Origin of the sequence: Klebsiella sp. PCX, assembly GCF_021869705.1 — a bacterium.
In the GTDB taxonomy this organism is placed as follows: domain Bacteria; phylum Pseudomonadota; class Gammaproteobacteria; order Enterobacterales; family Enterobacteriaceae; genus Klebsiella; species Klebsiella quasipneumoniae.
Map to the genome: position 1 here is coordinate 20983 of NZ_CP091527.1, position 15854 is coordinate 36836.

Genomic DNA, 15854 nt, shown 5'->3' on the forward strand with positions numbered 1-15854 from the left:
CGCCGAAGATGTTTTGGCGGTTTGAGAAGATTTTCAGCTGATACAGATTAGTCGATGCGTCCGCAGGACGTGTTGATAAAACAGAATTTGCCTGGCGGCACTAGCGCGGTGGTCCCACCTGACCCCATGCCGAACTCAGAAGTGAAACGCCGTAGCGCCGATGGTAGTGTGGGGTCTCCCCATGTGAGAGTAGGGAACTGCCAGGCATCAAATAAAGCAGAAAGCCCAGTCGAAAGACTGGGCTTTTTTGCGTTTGTGCCATCCGGGAAGGGTGCCGGCATGCCCCCCCGGTGGCGCTGCGCTTACCGGGGCTACTGATCCGACATGGGGCTACGCCCCGGTCGCCCGGCCAGGGGGCGCAGCACCGCCTTTGGGAAAAAAATCGCCTGAATACCTGCTACTGCCTCGCTAACCAGCCGACAATAAATGACGCAATCTGCGGAATATTATTTAAATCCAGCAGCGGAAGTGAGGTCGCGATCGATACATCGCTGGCCACGGCGATCGTATGCTCATCAGTCGTTAACTCTTCCACACGATGGCCGCTGTTTTGCCGAAAAAGCAGGATCTTCGGCACGGGTTCATGTTTGAACCCCTCCACTAAAACCAGGTCCAGTTTGCTGGCATCCATTCGACTGACCAGCCACGTGAGATCTAATTCCGGCTTCTCTGGCGTCTCGGTCATCAATGCCCACCGCTGTTCGCTGGCGACAATAGTTTGCGCAGCGCCCGCCTTACGCAGTTCATAGCTATCTTTGCCCGGCTTATCCACGTCCATATCATGATGGGTGTGCTTTATCAGTCCCGGGCGTAATCCTAGAGCGCAAAGCTCAGGGATAAGACGCTTTAATAATGTTGTTTTTCCGGTACCGCTCCATGCGGCGATCGCCAGTAATGGGATCATGATGGCTCCTGCATCTGCTGCAAATCTTCGAGCGTATTTACATTAATGAAAGCAGTTTTCACATCGCTGAAATTCACCGGGCGCCCACCCATTTGTCGCATAAAAACCATCACCCTGCGCTCTCCATGTGCCAGATAAGCCTCCAGTTCCGGAATGATTTGACGATGAACTAATGCAACGGCGGGATGATCCCGTTCGCCGTCATGGGCCCAAACGACCGGTGCGTCCCCTCTCTGCTGGATAAAGCGCTCCACCAAAAAGGACGGAATGAACGGCGTGTCGCAGGGGCAAAAAACAAACCATGGGCTCGCGACCTGCTGCATCACGGCAAGCATACCGGCTAAAGGACCCGGGTACCCCGTCTGCGTATCGCGAATCACCGGATATCCACTGGCTTGCCACTGCGTAAGGTGACGGTTGGCGCTAATCACTAACTCATCGACCTGTGGAGCTAATGCCTCCGCGACGTGTCGCCAGAGAGGACGTCCATTGAGCAACTGTAATCCTTTATCAATGCCGCCCATTCGCGTGGCCCTGCCGCCCGCCAGCACGACGCCGGTTATCGCCTCGCTTTGCATATGAATATCGCCTCTTTCATTGTGGGATTGACCCTGTTAACTTGTCCCTATCAAGAGTAAGGAGCATGACCATGAAATGTAAACGTCTGAATGAAGTAATTGAACTCCTCCAGCCCGCCTGGCAGAAAGAGCCAGAACTGAACCTGATGCAATTTTTGCAGAAACTGGCGAAAGAGGCTGGCTATGATGGCGAACTGAGCGATCTTTCCGACGATATTCTGATCTATCACCTGAAGATGCGTGATTCTTCAAAAGATGCTGTCATCCCGGGTATTCAGAAGGATTATGAAGAAGACTTTAAAACCGCGCTGCTGCGCGCCCGCGGCGTAATAAAAGAGTAAAAGGTTGTAAGCGCTGCCGCGTAAAGCGCAATGAGATGATATCCTGAACTATTCGTACGATTATCGGATGTCAGGATGCACGATAAGGCTTTTACTTTTCAGACGCTTCGCCCGGATACCATTATCGATGGGTTATTCGATCTGGGTATGCGGGTGGACTCCGGTCTTACCCCGCTGAACAGCTATGAGAACCGCGTTTATCAGTTCCAGGACGAAGAGCGTCATCGTTATGTGGTGAAGTTCTATCGTCCTGAGCGCTGGTCGGCAGCACAAATCCTTGAAGAACACAAGTTTGCGCTTCAGCTTGTAGAAGATGAAGTGCCCGTTGCGGCGCCGCTGTTATTTAACGACAGTACGCTTCATCAGCACCAGGGGTTTTATTTTGCCGTTTTCCCAAGCCTTGGCGGCCGACAGTTCGAGGCGGATAACCTTGATCAGATGGAGTGGGTTGGCCGTTATCTGGGGCGCCTGCACCAGACCGGGCGCAAACAGCGCTTTTCTGCGCGTCCGGAGATTGGCGTGCAGGAATATCTGCTGGAACCACGCCAGGTATTTGAACAGTCGACGCTTATCCCCTCAGGCCTGAAGGCCGATTTCCTGAAGGCGACCGATAAACTCATCGCTGCCGTCATGACGCAATGGCACGGTGGCGGGACTACTTTGCGCCTGCATGGTGACTGCCATGCAGGCAATATCCTCTGGCGCGATGGGCCGCTGTTTGTTGATTTAGACGATGCGCGAACCGGCCCGGCGATTCAGGATCTGTGGATGCTGCTCAACGGCGATAAGGATGAACAGCGTATGCAGCTGGAGACCATCGTCGAGGCCTATGAGGAATTCAGCCCCTTTAACAGCGATGAAATCGCGCTTATTGAACCTTTACGCGCCATGCGACTGGTTTATTATCTGGCGTGGTTGCTCAGACGCTGGGACGATCCGGCATTTCCGGTTAATTTTCCCTGGTTAACCGGGGAGGATTACTGGCGAGGGCAGACGTCTACTTTTCTCGAGCAGGTGAAGGTTCTACAGGAACCCCCGCTTCAGTTAACGCCAATGTATTAATGTGATATATCCAGGAGAGAGTAAATCATGAAAAAAGTTTGGCTGGCGCTGGCTGGTATGATTCTGGCTTTTAGTGCATCCGCTGCCCAGATCACCGACGGCAAGCAGTACATCACCCTTGATAAGCCGGTTGCTGGCGAGCCGCAGGTGCTCGAATTCTTCTCATTCTACTGCCCGCACTGCTATCAGTTTGAAGAAGTGCTGCATGTCTCTGACAGCGTGCGCCAGAAACTGCCAGAAGGCACCAAAATGACCAAATACCATGTCGAGTTCCTGGGGCCGCTGGGCAAGGAGCTGACGCAGGCATGGGCTGTGGCCATCGCGCTGGGCGTTGAAGATAAAATTACGGCGCCGATGTTCGAAGCGGTGCAGAAAAACCAGACCGTACAGAGCCTGGCTGACATTCGTAAAGTGTTCGTCGACGCTGGCGTGAAAGGGGAAGACTACGATGCCGCATGGAACAGCTTCGTGGTGAAATCTCTGGTCGCTCAGCAGGAGAAAGCGGCAGCCGATCTGCAGCTGCAGGGGGTACCGGCTATGTACGTCAATGGTAAGTACCAGCTGAACCCGCAGGGGATGGACACCAGCAATATGGATGTCTTCGTCGCTCAGTATGCGGATACCGTGAAGCAGCTGGTTGAGAAGAAATAAAAAAAAAGCCGGTCACTGACCGGCTTTTTTTTATCTACTTTGCCGTGACTTCCTTGCTTTGTCCCGCATGATGTCAGTTAACTGACGGTCTTTCTCTTCCCATAGCCCATTCAGCCAGCGCTGGAAACCACGCTTAAAGTTCTTATCGTTGACGTAATCGCCGTGTAGCTCTTCGCCAATCGGTACCAGATTGATACGAACCACAATGCGCGTCAGTCGGCCACTTAGCATGTCGTAAAACGGCCTTGCATGATTTTCCGGGTAGCACAGCGTAACGTTCAGCAGTTTATCGAACTGCGAGCCGAGAACATTGAGCGCCATGGCAATACCCGCCGCTTTCGGTGGTAAAAGATTGTCGTAAGGGGAGCGCGTCTCGCGCTTTTTTACGTCGGTAAAACGCGAGCCTTCCACGAAATTGACGATTGTCGTTGGGTGCGAGCGGAATTTCTCACATGAACGGCGGGTGGTTTCGACATCTTTACCGCGGCGTTCCGGGTGACGAATAAGATAGCTGCGCGAATAGCGGCGCATAAAAGGCATATCCAGCGCCCAGCAGGCGAGGCCGATGAACGGTACCCACGCCAGCTGTTGTTTAAGGAAGTACTTATTCATCGGAATATGCTTGCGGAACAGCACGCATAGCACCACGATATCTGCCCAGCTGTGGTGGTTGCTGATCAGCAGATACCAGTTCTTTTTGTTCAGGCCTTCCAGACCCTGGACGTCCCATTTTAGCCAGGGATTGAGATGCAACAGCAGCGCCAGCCCCTCGCACCAGCAGTACATCATAAAATTGCAAAAAACGGATATAGAGCGCCATACCGCTGGAATGGGGACCAGCAGTTTAATCAGCCCGGCGACGATGATCGGTACAGAGCAGATAACGGTGACTAAGATGGTTAAGGCGATACTCAGCGGAAGTGTTATCGCAGCGAGTAATCTCGACATAGTTAGTTTATTCAGAAAGTTAGGCTGACAAAGAGCGCCTTTAAGCTGCGCAAGAGGCTGATTTTACCAGAAAACGCGGCAAATGACGGGTCTTACCAGAACAGAAAAAAACAAGGATCTTCTATCCACATGGAAGATTAGGTCATCAAATTCATGCCAGGATCGTTGATATTATTTTAAGTTATTGATAAATAATAACTAATGCTATTTATTCATTTATTTTCAGGGGCGGATAAGCTGACGTTGTAAAACTATGCACAAAGTTATCCACAAGCTAAGTTGTCGCGCGATCGCGAGGATCGTTGAATCTTTTCCGCGAAATGCGGGAAAAATTCAGGATTTCATGCCCGTCTGTGGCATCCTTTATCCATAATCTGATAAACAGGCACCGAAATTATGGTTCAGATCCCAGAAAACCCTCTCATCCTCGTTGACGGCTCCTCCTATCTTTATCGGGCGTATCATGCGTTTCCGCCGCTGACTAACAGCGCAGGGGAGCCCACCGGGGCTATGTACGGCGTACTGAATATGCTGCGCAGTTTGATTCTGCAGTATCAACCGACTCATGCCGTCGTGGTCTTTGATGCGAAAGGGAAAACATTCCGTGATGAATTGTTCGAACATTACAAATCTCACCGCCCGCCGATGCCGGACGATCTGCGCGCGCAGATTGAGCCGTTGCATAAGATGGTGAAAGCGATGGGGCTGCCGCTGATGGCGGTCCCGGGCGTCGAAGCTGACGATGTGATTGGCACCCTGGCGCGGGAAGCGGAAAGGGCTGGACGTCCGGTGCTGATCAGTACCGGCGATAAAGACATGGCCCAGCTGGTGACGCCGGGGATCACCCTGATCAATACCATGACCAACACTATCCTCGGGCCGGATGAGGTGGTTACCAAGTACGGCGTCCCGCCAGAGCTGATTATTGATTTCCTGGCGCTGATGGGCGACTCCTCAGATAACATTCCTGGCGTGCCGGGCGTGGGCGAAAAGACTGCCCAGGCGCTGCTGCAAGGCCTCGGCGGCCTCGATACGCTGTATGCGGAACCGGAGAAGATCGCTGAACTGAGCTTCCGCGGCGCGAAAACGATGGCGGCGAAGCTGGAGCAGAACAAGGAGGTGGCTTATCTCTCTTATCAGCTGGCGACCATCAAAACCGACGTCGAGCTGGAGCTCACTTGCGAAGAGCTGGAGGTGCAGCCGCCGGCGGCAGACGATCTGCTGGCGCTGTTCAGACAGTATGAGTTTAAGCGCTGGACCACCGACGTTGAAGCCGGAAAATGGCTGCAGGCTAAGGGGGGCAAACCGGCTGCGAAACCTGCAGTGCCTGCAGCAGCGGCAGAAGCGGAAGCAGAGGTTGAGGCCGCTACTGCACTTTCAGCAGAGCACTATGTCACCATCCTTGATGAGGCTACGCTGCTCACCTGGATCGATAAGCTGAAGCAAGCGCCGCTCTTTGCCTTTGATACGGAAACCGACAGCCTGGATAACATCTCCGCCAACATGGTCGGCCTTTCATTCGCTGTTGAGCCGGGCGTGGCCGCCTATGTCCCGGTAGCGCATGATTACCTTGATGCGCCGGATCAGATCCCGCGCGAGCGCGTGCTGGCGCTGCTTAAACCGCTGCTGGAGGATGAGAAGCTGCTCAAGGTTGGGCAAAATCTCAAATACGATCGCGGCATTTTGGCTAATTACGACATTGAGCTGCGCGGGATTGCGTTCGATACCATGCTGGAATCTTACATTCTCGACAGCGTGGCGGGCCGCCATGATATGGACAGTCTTTCCGACCGCTGGCTGAAACATAAAACGATTACCTTCGAAGAGATCGCTGGTAAGGGTAAGAATCAGCTCACCTTTAACCAGATTGCGCTGGAAGAGGCGGGTCGCTACGCGGCGGAAGACGCCGACGTCACGCTTCAGTTGCATCTGAAAATGTGGCCGAAGCTGCAGCAGCATGAAGGTCCGCTGAATATCTTCCAGCACATTGAAATGCCGCTGGTGCCGGTGCTGTCACGCGTTGAGCGCAACGGCGTTAAAATCGACCCCGCCGTGCTGCATGCGCACTCGCAGGAAATAGCCCAGCGCCTGGTTGAGCTGGAGCAGCGGGCGCATGAGATCGCCGGGGAAGCGTTTAATCTCTCCTCCACCAAACAGCTGCAAACGATCCTGTTTGAAAAACAGGGTATCAAGCCGCTGAAGAAGACGCCGGGCGGTGCGCCGTCCACCTCTGAAGAGGTACTGGAAGAGCTGGCGCTCGATTATCCGTTGCCGAAAGTGATTCTGGAGTACCGTGGGTTGGCGAAGCTGAAGTCGACCTATACCGATAAGCTGCCGCTGATGATTAATCCCAAAACGGGCCGCGTACATACCTCCTATCATCAGGCGGTTACCGCCACCGGCCGTTTGTCGTCTACCGATCCAAACCTGCAAAACATTCCGGTGCGTAACGAAGAAGGGCGCCGTATTCGCCAGGCGTTTATCGCGCCAGAAGATTACGTTATTGTCTCGGCGGACTACTCGCAAATCGAGCTGCGCATTATGGCGCACCTGTCGCGGGATAAAGGACTGCTGACCGCCTTCGCGGAAGGGAAGGATATTCACCGGGCGACGGCGGCTGAAGTGTTTGGCTTACCGCTGGACAGCGTCAGCAGCGAACAGCGGCGCAGTGCGAAAGCTATCAACTTCGGTCTGATCTATGGCATGAGCGCCTTTGGCCTGGCCCGCCAGCTGAACATCCCGCGTAAAGAAGCGCAGAAGTACATGGATCTTTATTTCGAGCGTTATCCGGGCGTCCTGGAGTATATGGAGCGCACCCGCGCACAGGCGAAGGAGCAAGGGTATGTTGAAACGCTGGATGGCCGTCGACTCTATTTGCCGGATATCAAGTCCAGCAATGGCGCTCGTCGTGCCGGTGCGGAACGTGCGGCGATTAACGCCCCGATGCAGGGGACGGCTGCGGATATCATCAAGCGGGCGATGATTGCCGTTGATGAATGGCTGCGGAGCGAGAAACCTCGCGTGCGAATGATCATGCAGGTTCACGATGAACTGGTCTTTGAAGTGCATAAGGACGAGCTCGATGCCGTATCGAAAAAGATCCACGAACTGATGGAGAACAGCACTACGCTGGCGGTACCGTTGCTGGTGGAAGTGGGCAGCGGAGAAAACTGGGATCAAGCGCACTAAGTATACAAAGCACAACGCGATTTTCTGTAAGTAAGCAACATAACTTATAGAGTTTTGTGAGGATCATTTGAATTTGCTATGTAAATAGTGAAAAAAAACTACAAAAAATGCTTTATCCGTGAGCGAAAGAAGAGTAAAGTTATTCGCGTAGGGTACAGAGGTAAGATGTTCTATCTTTCAGACCTTTTACTTCACGTAATCGGATTTGGCTGAATATTTTAGCCGCCCCGGTCATTTATGACCGGGGCGTTTTTTATTGCGCGAAAGAAAAGTGGCAAAAAGAAGGACGCGCTTGTGCTTGACGCTGGAGAGGAACCCGGACAAGGCGCGGCACGCTCTTATCCGGCTGTTGGTGTCGATTACTCGTCTACGGCGCTCTCTGCTTCCTGCGGCGGGATTTCGTTAAACCAGCTATCCAGCTTCTGTCGCAGCTTATCCACGCCAGATTTTTTCAGCGAAGAGAAGGGTTCAACCTGAACATCGCCATTGAAGGCCAGGACTGCTTCACGCACCATATTCACTTGCGCTTTACGCGCGCCGCTGGCGAGCTTATCGGCTTTGGTCAGCAGCACCAGCACCTGAATATCGCTTTCTACCGCCCATTGGATCATCTGCTGATCGAGATCCTTAAGCGGGTGGCGAATGTCCATCAGGACCACCAGGCCCTTCAGGCACAGGCGTTTTTCCAGGTATTCTCCCAGCGCGCGCTGCCACTTGATCTTCATCTCTTCCGGGACTTGCGCATAACCGTAGCCGGGAAGGTCGACCAGGCGTTTGCCTTCGGCGACTTCGAACAGGTTAATCAGCTGTGTACGTCCGGGAGTTTTGGAGGTCCGCGCCAGGCTTTTCTGGTTGGTCAGCGTATTCAGCGCGCTGGATTTTCCCGCATTGGAGCGGCCGGCGAATGCCACTTCAATACCGGTATCGGCAGGAAGATGGCGGATATCTGGCGCGCTAGTGACAAAGTGCGTCAGTTGATAATTCCAGTTGGTCAAGACGGTCGTCTCCGTTAAAACAGGCTATGGCAGGGATTATACCTGAACAGCAGAAAAAGGCTGTTTTTACCGCACGCCGGTTCTGTAAGTAAAAACCATGCACTTTGTGAGACATTGGCTATTCTTCGTATAGGACATGCCTGAGAAAAATAAGACTAATAAAGTATAACCTACTGAAAATAAATAGATTACAAGAATAGAGAAATCTGAAAAGTGGAATTTTAACGGCCAGACTGGTTGTCGATTTTTGTCAACAGGGTAAAGTAATACACAACGGCGGGGATGCTGAAAAGGATGAGGACTCAGGACGAGGGGTCAGGAAGCGCCAGGAGGCGAAGACCACAGGATTGTCAGGATGACGCGCGTTTTGGAAACGTTTCAAAGGGAAAAGGAAGAGACAGGGACCGTTGGACGCTAAGGGAAAGACAGGGTAAGTCGTTAGCGAACAGGGAAAGAAGAGCCCGTTAAGGGTGGTCAGTGAGGAAAAAGGCGACAGAGTAATCTGTCGCCTTTTTTCTTTGCTTGCTTTCTGCTAGATTCCGCCTCAATTCTATACTGAATAATACTGTCTGAAGATTACACACCATGAAAAAACCGACATCCGCCACCCGTGGCAAATCCGGCCGCAAGTCGCGTGAAGAGTTAAATCAGGAAGCTCGCGATCGCAAACGGCAGAAGAAACATCGTGGCCACGCGGCAGGAAGTCGCGCGAACGGCGGCGATGCGGCTTCAGCAGGTAAAAAACAGCGCCAGGCGCAAGATCCACGCGTGGGCAGCAAAAAACCCATCCCGCTGGGCGTGAGCGAAAGCAGCGCTCCAGCTCCCAAGCAGCATAAACCAAAGAGCGAGAAACCTATGCTTTCACCGCAGGCTGAGCTGGAGTTGCTGGAGAATGATGAGCGCCTGGACGCGCTGTTGGAACGTCTGGAAGAGGGCGGTACCCTGAATGCTGAAGAGCAGAGCTGGGTGGATGCCAAACTGGATCGCATTGATGAGCTGATGCAGCAGCTCGGCCTCTCTTACGATGACGAAGATGAAGAAGAGGAAGAGCGTCAGGAAGATATGATGCGTCTGCTGAAGGGTGGAAACTAACATTTGCATCCCATCGGATTCCCGGTACTGCTTATAACCCTTCTGGTTATATGTTATCTGCTGTGGTTATTCGTTAAACTACGACGGTTGTCGCGGCGTCAGAAATGGCTGCGCAACCGGCTCATGACCCGCGGTGCGGTGGGGCCGGGACGGCGTACCCGTCGGCGGCACCATCGGAAGGAGTGAGCATGTCTGAGCAGATAATCGACTGGGATCTGGCCCTGATCCAGAAATATAACTATTCCGGGCCGCGCTATACCTCGTATCCCACCGCGCTGGAGTTTTCACCACAATTCGGCGCGGCGGAATTCGATGCCGCTGTGGCCCGTTACCCACAGCGTCCCCTGTCGCTGTACGTGCATATCCCGTTTTGCCATAAGCTGTGTTATTTCTGCGGCTGCAATAAGATCGTCACCCGCCAGCAGCATAAGGCCGATCAGTATCTCGATCTCCTTGAACAGGAGATCATCCACCGTGCGCCGCTGTTTGCCAACCGTCAGGTTAAGCAACTGCATTGGGGAGGCGGCACGCCGACCTATCTCAACAAGGCGCAAATCAGTCGCCTGATGGATCTGTTGCGTACCCATTTTCATTTCAGCGCCGAAGCCGAGATCTCCATCGAGGTCGATCCGCGTGAAATCGAGCTGGATGTCCTCGATCATTTACGCGCTGAGGGATTCAACCGCCTGAGTATGGGCGTGCAGGACTTTAATAAAGAGGTTCAGCGTCTGGTTAACCGCGAACAGGACGAAGCGTTCATCTTTGATTTGCTCCGTCATGCGCGGGAGATTGGATTTACCTCGACCAATATCGACCTCATCTACGGCCTGCCGAAACAAACGCCGGAGAGCTTTGCCTTTACCCTGCAAAAGGTCGCCGAGCTCAATCCTGACCGCCTGAGCGTGTTTAACTACGCGCATCTGCCCACGCTCTTTGCCGCACAGCGCAAAATTAAAGATGCCGATCTGCCCTCCGCTGAACAGAAGCTGGAGATCCTCCAGGAGACCATCGGCTCGCTGACGGCGGCAGGCTATCAGTTCATCGGCATGGACCACTTCGCGCGTCCTGATGATGAATTAGCGGTCGCGCAACGTCACGGCGTACTGCATCGCAATTTCCAGGGCTACACCACTCAGGGCGATACCGATTTGCTGGGGATGGGCGTGTCCGCGATCAGCATGATTGGCGACAGCTACGCCCAGAACCAAAAAGAGCTAAAGCAGTACTACCAGCAGGTGGCAGAGCAAGGGAACGCCCTGTGGCGCGGGATCGCGTTAACCCGGGACGACTGTCTGCGTCGCGACGTAATTAAGGCGTTGATCTGTAACTTCCGTCTGGATATTGATGCAGTCGAAGCGCAGTGGGCCGTGGATTTTCAGTCTTATTTTGCTGAGGACCTGAAACTGCTGGCGCCGCTGGCGCATGACGGGCTGGTGGTGGTGGAGAGTAAGGCTATCCAGGTAACGGCGAAAGGCCGCCTGCTGATCCGCAACATCTGTATGTGCTTTGATGCCTATCTGCGGCAAAAGGCTCGGATGCAGCAGTTCTCAAGGGTGATTTAATGTTTTCCCCCTCTCCCGCAGGAGAGGGGGAACAATTAGCTGAACAGCCCGACCAGCGCAGCGCACAGAACGGCAGCGACTGCCGTTTGTGGTGTGTGACTCGCAGCGGCGCCGCTCGATATCATACTCACCAGTGATTCAAACATGATGCTCTCCCCTAATGCCGGGCACGATCATACTCAACTCATCGGAACAGTAAAGTACAAAATAGCAGCACTTTGCGCTGATCGGCTATTTTTCATCACGCCGTTTAACCCTACTCCATACCCAACTCTTTTAGCTTACGCGTCAGGGTATTACGACCCCATCCCAGCAGGCGCGCAGCCTCCTGTTTATGTCCCTGAGTATGACGCAGGGCGGTCGTCAGCAGCGTGCGTTCCATTTCGGGTTGCGCTTCTGAAAGCAAGTTTTGATGACCGGAACGCAGCGCCCGATCGGCCCACTGACCCAACAGCGTCGCCCAGCTGTCTGGCTGCATCTGCGTCGGGCTATCAGGAATGGTGGTCTCAAACAGTTCGCTCGGCAGATCCTGCGTCAGCACCTCCTGGCCGGCGGCCATGACGGTGAGCCAGCGACAGGTGTTTTCCAGCTGGCGAACGTTGCCCGGCCACGCCAGGCGGGTCAGCGCTGTCTCCGTTTCCGGATGCAGCTGTTTGGCTTCAACACCTAGCTCGCGGGCGGCAATCTGCAGAAAATGGCGGGCCAGACGTGGAATATCTTCCCGACGCTCGCGCAGCGGCGGCAAATGCACCCGGATCACGTTCAGGCGGTGGAATAAATCTTCACGGAATTTCCCCTCCTGCACCCGCTGCTCCAGATTCTGATGGGTGGCGGCGATGATCCGCACATCGACCTTCACCGGCGCGTAGCCGCCCACGCGATAAAACTGGCCATCCGCCAGAACGCGCAGCAGACGAGTCTGGACATCCAGCGGCATATCGCCAATTTCATCCAGGAACAGCGTGCCGCCGTCAGCCTGTTCAAAGCGACCCTGACGGACGGTATTGGCGCCGGTAAAGGCCCCTTTTTCATGGCCGAACAGCTCGGACTCAATCAGGTCCTTGGGGATCGCCGCCATATTCAGCGCGATAAACGGCGCTTTTGAGCGCGGGCTATGGCGATGCAGGGCATGAGCGACAAGCTCTTTACCGGTACCGGATTCGCCATTGATCAGCACGCTGATGGATGAGCGCGACAGACGGCCAATAATGCGAAAGACATCCTGCATGGCCGGCGCCTCGCCAATGATATCGGCGGTGGGGCTGCTTATCGGCGCATTTCGCGGCTGCTGCTGCTCCTGATAGTGGCTAATCGCCCGGTCGACGAGGGCGACAGCTTCATCGATATCAAAAGGTTTGGGCAGATAATCAAACGCGCCCTGCTGATAAGCGCTGACCGCGGCGTCCAGATCGGAATGCGCGGTCATTATGATGACCGGAAGCATCGGATGACGCTGCTTAATCTGTTTGAGCAGCGCCAGACCATCCATTCCCGGCATACGGATATCTGACAGCAGTACATCCGGGGTTTTGGTGGTGAGGGCATCTAGCACCTCATTGCCGCTTTCGAACGTTGTGCAGCTCAAGCCGGCTCCGGTGAGCGCGCGTTCAAGCACCCAGCGGATGGAGCTATCGTCATCAACGATCCAGGCTATCCCTCGTTGCATAAACACCTCTACTTCCGAATAGGCAGGTATACCGAAAATTCGGTATGACCCGGCCAGCTGGTGAATTCAATTTTGCCGGAGTGCTGATCGATAAGGCTGCGGGCGATAGATAAGCCCAGGCCAGTACCGCCTTCGCGGCCGCTGACCATCGGATAAAACAACGTATCCTGGAGCTGGGGCGGAATACCCGGGCCATTATCTTCGACGTCAATACGGGCGGCGAGGCGATAACGCACCCCGTGCAGCGTCAGCTGGAAAGCGGTCCGGGTGCGGAGAACAATTTCGCCCCCTTCCGGCCCCAGCGCCTGCAGCGCATTACGGACGATGTTCAGCAACACCTGTTCAATTTGATCCGGGTCGTGGGGGAGCTCCGGCAGGCTGGGGTCGTAATCACGGATCAACTTCACGTTGTCCGGCAACTCCATCGAGACCAGTTTCACTACCCGTTCGGCGACCTTGTGGATGCTTTCGGTAACGTGCATGCCCGGATGCTGTGGGCCGAGCAGGCGATCGACCAGATTTCTCAGCCGGTCGGCCTGCTCGATGATCACTTTGGTATATTCCGTTAGCGCCGGGTCGGGCAGGGCTTTGCTGAGCAGCTGTGCCGCGCCGCGCAGGCCGCCTAACGGGTTTTTAATCTCGTGCGCCAGGCCGCGGACCAGATCGCGGGCGGCGACCTGCTGCGCGTGCTGCAGTTGCTCCTGGCTCAGGCGGCGCTGGTTATCCATCGGCGCCATTTCCAGCAGAATAAAGCCTTCCGGCAGCCGCTGGGCGGTCAGCGACAGGATATGCGAGCGGCCATCGATAACCAGCGTCACTTCGTTATCGGTAAAACCCTGGCCCGCCTGCAGACTCTCCTGCATCAGCCCAATATTTAATGAGAAATAGCTCAACAGCTCAGGTAACGGGGTGCCAAACAGCTTGCGCGAACTCTGCGCCAGCAACTGCTGCGCCGCAGGGTTGGCAAAGTGCACCGCCAGGTCATCATCGACCAGTAAGATACTGTTGATAAGAGAGTTGAGGATCTGCCCAGCATCGGGCAGTGTGCCTGTTGCCATTCGACAGTCTCCTGAAAAAGAGTGCACCAATTTAGTGCAGTATAGCTTTTTATCGGTAAAAAGCTCGCGAGATCAGCGTGTTGGTGGAGAAAAAAGCCCATCCTGAGATGGGCTGAAAGTTTCCACGGCAACAAAATATCCCGGGCATCCCGCGCCACAACACGACATACCCTGGATTTACAGCAAAATTAGACGCTGTAGTACAGTTCGAACTCAACCGGATGCGGAGTCATGCGTACGCGGTCGTTCTCTTCCAGACGCAGGGCGATGTAAGCATCGATAGCGTCATTGGTGAATACGCCGCCAGCCGTCAGGAACTCGCGGTCAGCATCCAGGGCCTGCAGGGCTTCTTCCAGAGAACCGGCAACCTGCGGGATCTCTTTCGCTTCTTCCGGCGGCAGGTCGTACAGGTTTTTGTCCATTGCTTCGCCCGGATGGATTTTGTTCTTGATACCATCGAGGCCAGCCATCAGCAGCGCCGCAAAGCACAGGTACGGGTTAGCAGCCGGGTCCGGGAAGCGCACTTCGATACGACGCGCTTTCGGAGAGGTCACCACCGGAATACGGATGGAGGCAGAGCGGTTACGGGCAGAGTAAGCCAGCATAACCGGCGCTTCGTAACCCGGGACCAGACGCTTGTAGGAGTTGGTGGTCGGGTTCGCCAGGGCGTTGATAGCTTTAGCGTGTTTGATTACGCCGCCGATGTAGAACAGCGCCTGCTCAGACAGACCTGCGTATTTGTCGCCGGAGAACAGGTTAGTCCCGTTTTTCGCCAGAGACATATGGCAGTGCATGCCGGAGCCGTTGTCGCCGAACATTGGTTTCGGCATAAAGGTCGCGGTTTTACCAAAGCGGTGAGCGACGTTGTGAACAACGTATTTGTAAATCTGAATTTCGTCCGCTTTTTTGGTCATGGTGTTGAAGCGGGTTGCCACTTCGTTCTGACCTGCGGTAGCCACTTCGTGGTGGTGAGCTTCAACAACCAGGCCCATCTCTTCCATGATCATACACATGGTGGAGCGGATATCCTGAGAAGAGTCTACTGGCGGAACCGGGAAGTAACCCCCTTTCACGCCCGGACGGTGACCTTTGTTACCGCCTTCGTATTTGGTGGAGGAGTTCCACGCACCTTCGATATCATCGATCGCGACATGGGAGCCGGAGATAGAGGCGCCGAAACGGATGTCGTCGAACAGGAAGAATTCTGGTTCTGGCCCGAACAGGACGGTGTCAGCGATGCCGGTAGCGCGCAGGTACTCTTCAGCGCGTTTCGCGATGGAGCGCGGGTCACGGTCATAGCCCTGCAGGGTGCCTGGCTCGAGGATATCGCAGCGGATGATCAGGGTCGGTTCTTCGTAGAACGGGTCAATGACCGCGGTGGAAGCGTCCGGCATCAGGACCATGTCAGATTCGTTGATACCTTTCCAGCCACCAATCGAGGAGCCATCAAACATTTTGCCTTCTTCGAAGAATTCGGCATTTACCTGATGAGACGGAATCGTGACGTGCTGTTCTTTACCTTTGGTATCGGTGAAGCGCAGATCGACAAACTTCACTTCGTGCTCGTTCAGCATCGTCAAAACGTGTTCAGCGGACATACTTAAACTCTCCCGGATTGGTCATTGTCGTCGTGGTAACGAAAACTTCATACTGCTTAAAAGTGGCGTTGTTGCCTTAAAAAATATAAAGCGAAATCTGTGCCAACTTTTAAATGCCCCATAAAACGCTGTATCATGCGCACCATAGTGCAAAAGGACTGCACCATGATGGAGATAATGCACCAAAATAGTGCCTCAGTGTGAACATTG

14 protein-coding genes and 1 rRNA gene are annotated in these 15854 nt (G+C 54.3%); 7 read left to right on the top strand and 8 right to left on the bottom strand.

What is annotated here, in order from left to right; genetic code table 11:
- Nucleotides 1–90 precede the first annotated feature (90 nt).
- Nucleotides 91–206, top strand: a 5S ribosomal RNA gene (gene rrf / locus GQR96_RS00090).
- A gap of 191 nt (nucleotides 207–397) precedes the next feature.
- Here rrf and mobB read toward each other — a convergent pair.
- A complete protein-coding gene (gene mobB / locus GQR96_RS00095) occupies nucleotides 398–904 on the bottom strand; it encodes a molybdopterin-guanine dinucleotide biosynthesis protein MobB (RefSeq protein WP_004203609.1) in 507 nt (168 codons plus the stop codon).
- Nucleotides 901–1482 (bottom strand): molybdenum cofactor guanylyltransferase MobA, encoded by a 582-nt coding sequence (gene mobA, locus GQR96_RS00100; protein WP_032455445.1) that lies wholly within the window; start codon nucleotides 1480–1482, stop codon nucleotides 901–903. The genes mobB and mobA overlap by 4 nt, the downstream gene beginning before the upstream one ends.
- Before the next feature lie 71 nt (nucleotides 1483–1553).
- Between mobA and GQR96_RS00105 the strand changes: the two genes are divergently transcribed.
- From GQR96_RS00105 to dsbA, 3 genes are all read left to right on the top strand, one after another.
- Nucleotides 1554–1823 carry a YihD family protein gene (locus GQR96_RS00105; RefSeq protein ID WP_002882612.1) on the top strand — a complete coding sequence of 90 codons (270 nt, stop codon included), beginning with the start codon at nucleotides 1554–1556 and terminating at the stop codon, nucleotides 1821–1823.
- A 75-nt stretch (nucleotides 1824–1898) separates the two neighbouring features.
- The gene (locus tag GQR96_RS00110) at nucleotides 1899–2885 is read left to right on the top strand and encodes a serine/threonine protein kinase (protein WP_032455447.1); all 987 of its coding nucleotides are present in this window, start codon (nucleotides 1899–1901) and stop codon (nucleotides 2883–2885) included.
- Between the two features lie 27 nt (nucleotides 2886–2912).
- Nucleotides 2913–3536: a thiol:disulfide interchange protein DsbA gene (gene dsbA, locus GQR96_RS00115; protein ID WP_004203613.1), complete on the top strand. Its 624-nt coding sequence runs from the start codon at nucleotides 2913–2915 to the stop codon at nucleotides 3534–3536.
- Between the two features lie 30 nt (nucleotides 3537–3566).
- On the opposite strand, the gene GQR96_RS00120 is transcribed toward dsbA, so the two are convergent.
- Complete coding sequence (locus tag GQR96_RS00120; protein ID WP_032425949.1) at nucleotides 3567–4484, bottom strand: acyltransferase; 918 nt, start codon at nucleotides 4482–4484, stop codon at nucleotides 3567–3569.
- 396 nt (nucleotides 4485–4880) lie between these two features.
- Between GQR96_RS00120 and polA the strand changes: the two genes are divergently transcribed.
- Nucleotides 4881–7673, top strand: coding sequence for a DNA polymerase I (gene polA, locus GQR96_RS00125; protein WP_004203617.1), 2793 nt, complete (start codon nucleotides 4881–4883; stop codon nucleotides 7671–7673).
- A 359-nt stretch (nucleotides 7674–8032) separates the two neighbouring features.
- On the opposite strand, the gene yihA is transcribed toward polA, so the two are convergent.
- Nucleotides 8033–8668, bottom strand: coding sequence for a ribosome biogenesis GTP-binding protein YihA/YsxC (yihA, locus tag GQR96_RS00130; RefSeq protein WP_004203619.1), 636 nt, complete (start codon nucleotides 8666–8668; stop codon nucleotides 8033–8035).
- Nucleotides 8669–9253: 585 nt separating this feature from the next.
- Here yihA and yihI point away from each other — a divergent pair.
- Both yihI and hemN read left to right on the top strand, forming a co-directional pair.
- Nucleotides 9254–9760, top strand: a complete 507-nt coding sequence (gene yihI / locus GQR96_RS00135) for a Der GTPase-activating protein YihI (protein ID WP_002882743.1) — start codon at nucleotides 9254–9256, stop codon at nucleotides 9758–9760.
- Between the two features lie 188 nt (nucleotides 9761–9948).
- Nucleotides 9949–11322, top strand: coding sequence for an oxygen-independent coproporphyrinogen III oxidase (gene hemN / locus GQR96_RS00140; protein ID WP_004203620.1), 1374 nt, complete (start codon nucleotides 9949–9951; stop codon nucleotides 11320–11322).
- Nucleotides 11323–11357: 35 nt separating this feature from the next.
- On the opposite strand, the gene GQR96_RS00145 is transcribed toward hemN, so the two are convergent.
- From GQR96_RS00145 to glnA, 4 genes are all read right to left on the bottom strand, one after another.
- Nucleotides 11358–11468, bottom strand: coding sequence for a YshB family small membrane protein (locus GQR96_RS00145; protein WP_004152951.1), 111 nt, complete (start codon nucleotides 11466–11468; stop codon nucleotides 11358–11360).
- A 110-nt stretch (nucleotides 11469–11578) separates the two neighbouring features.
- The gene (gene glnG, locus GQR96_RS00150) at nucleotides 11579–12988 is read right to left on the bottom strand and encodes a nitrogen regulation protein NR(I) (protein ID WP_002882749.1); all 1410 of its coding nucleotides are present in this window, start codon (nucleotides 12986–12988) and stop codon (nucleotides 11579–11581) included.
- 8 nt (nucleotides 12989–12996) lie between these two features.
- Nucleotides 12997–14046, bottom strand: coding sequence for a nitrogen regulation protein NR(II) (gene glnL, locus GQR96_RS00155; protein ID WP_004203621.1), 1050 nt, complete (start codon nucleotides 14044–14046; stop codon nucleotides 12997–12999).
- 188 nt (nucleotides 14047–14234) lie between these two features.
- Nucleotides 14235–15644 (bottom strand): glutamate--ammonia ligase, encoded by a 1410-nt coding sequence (glnA, locus tag GQR96_RS00160; RefSeq protein WP_004203622.1) that lies wholly within the window; start codon nucleotides 15642–15644, stop codon nucleotides 14235–14237.
- Nucleotides 15645–15854 lie beyond the last annotated feature (210 nt).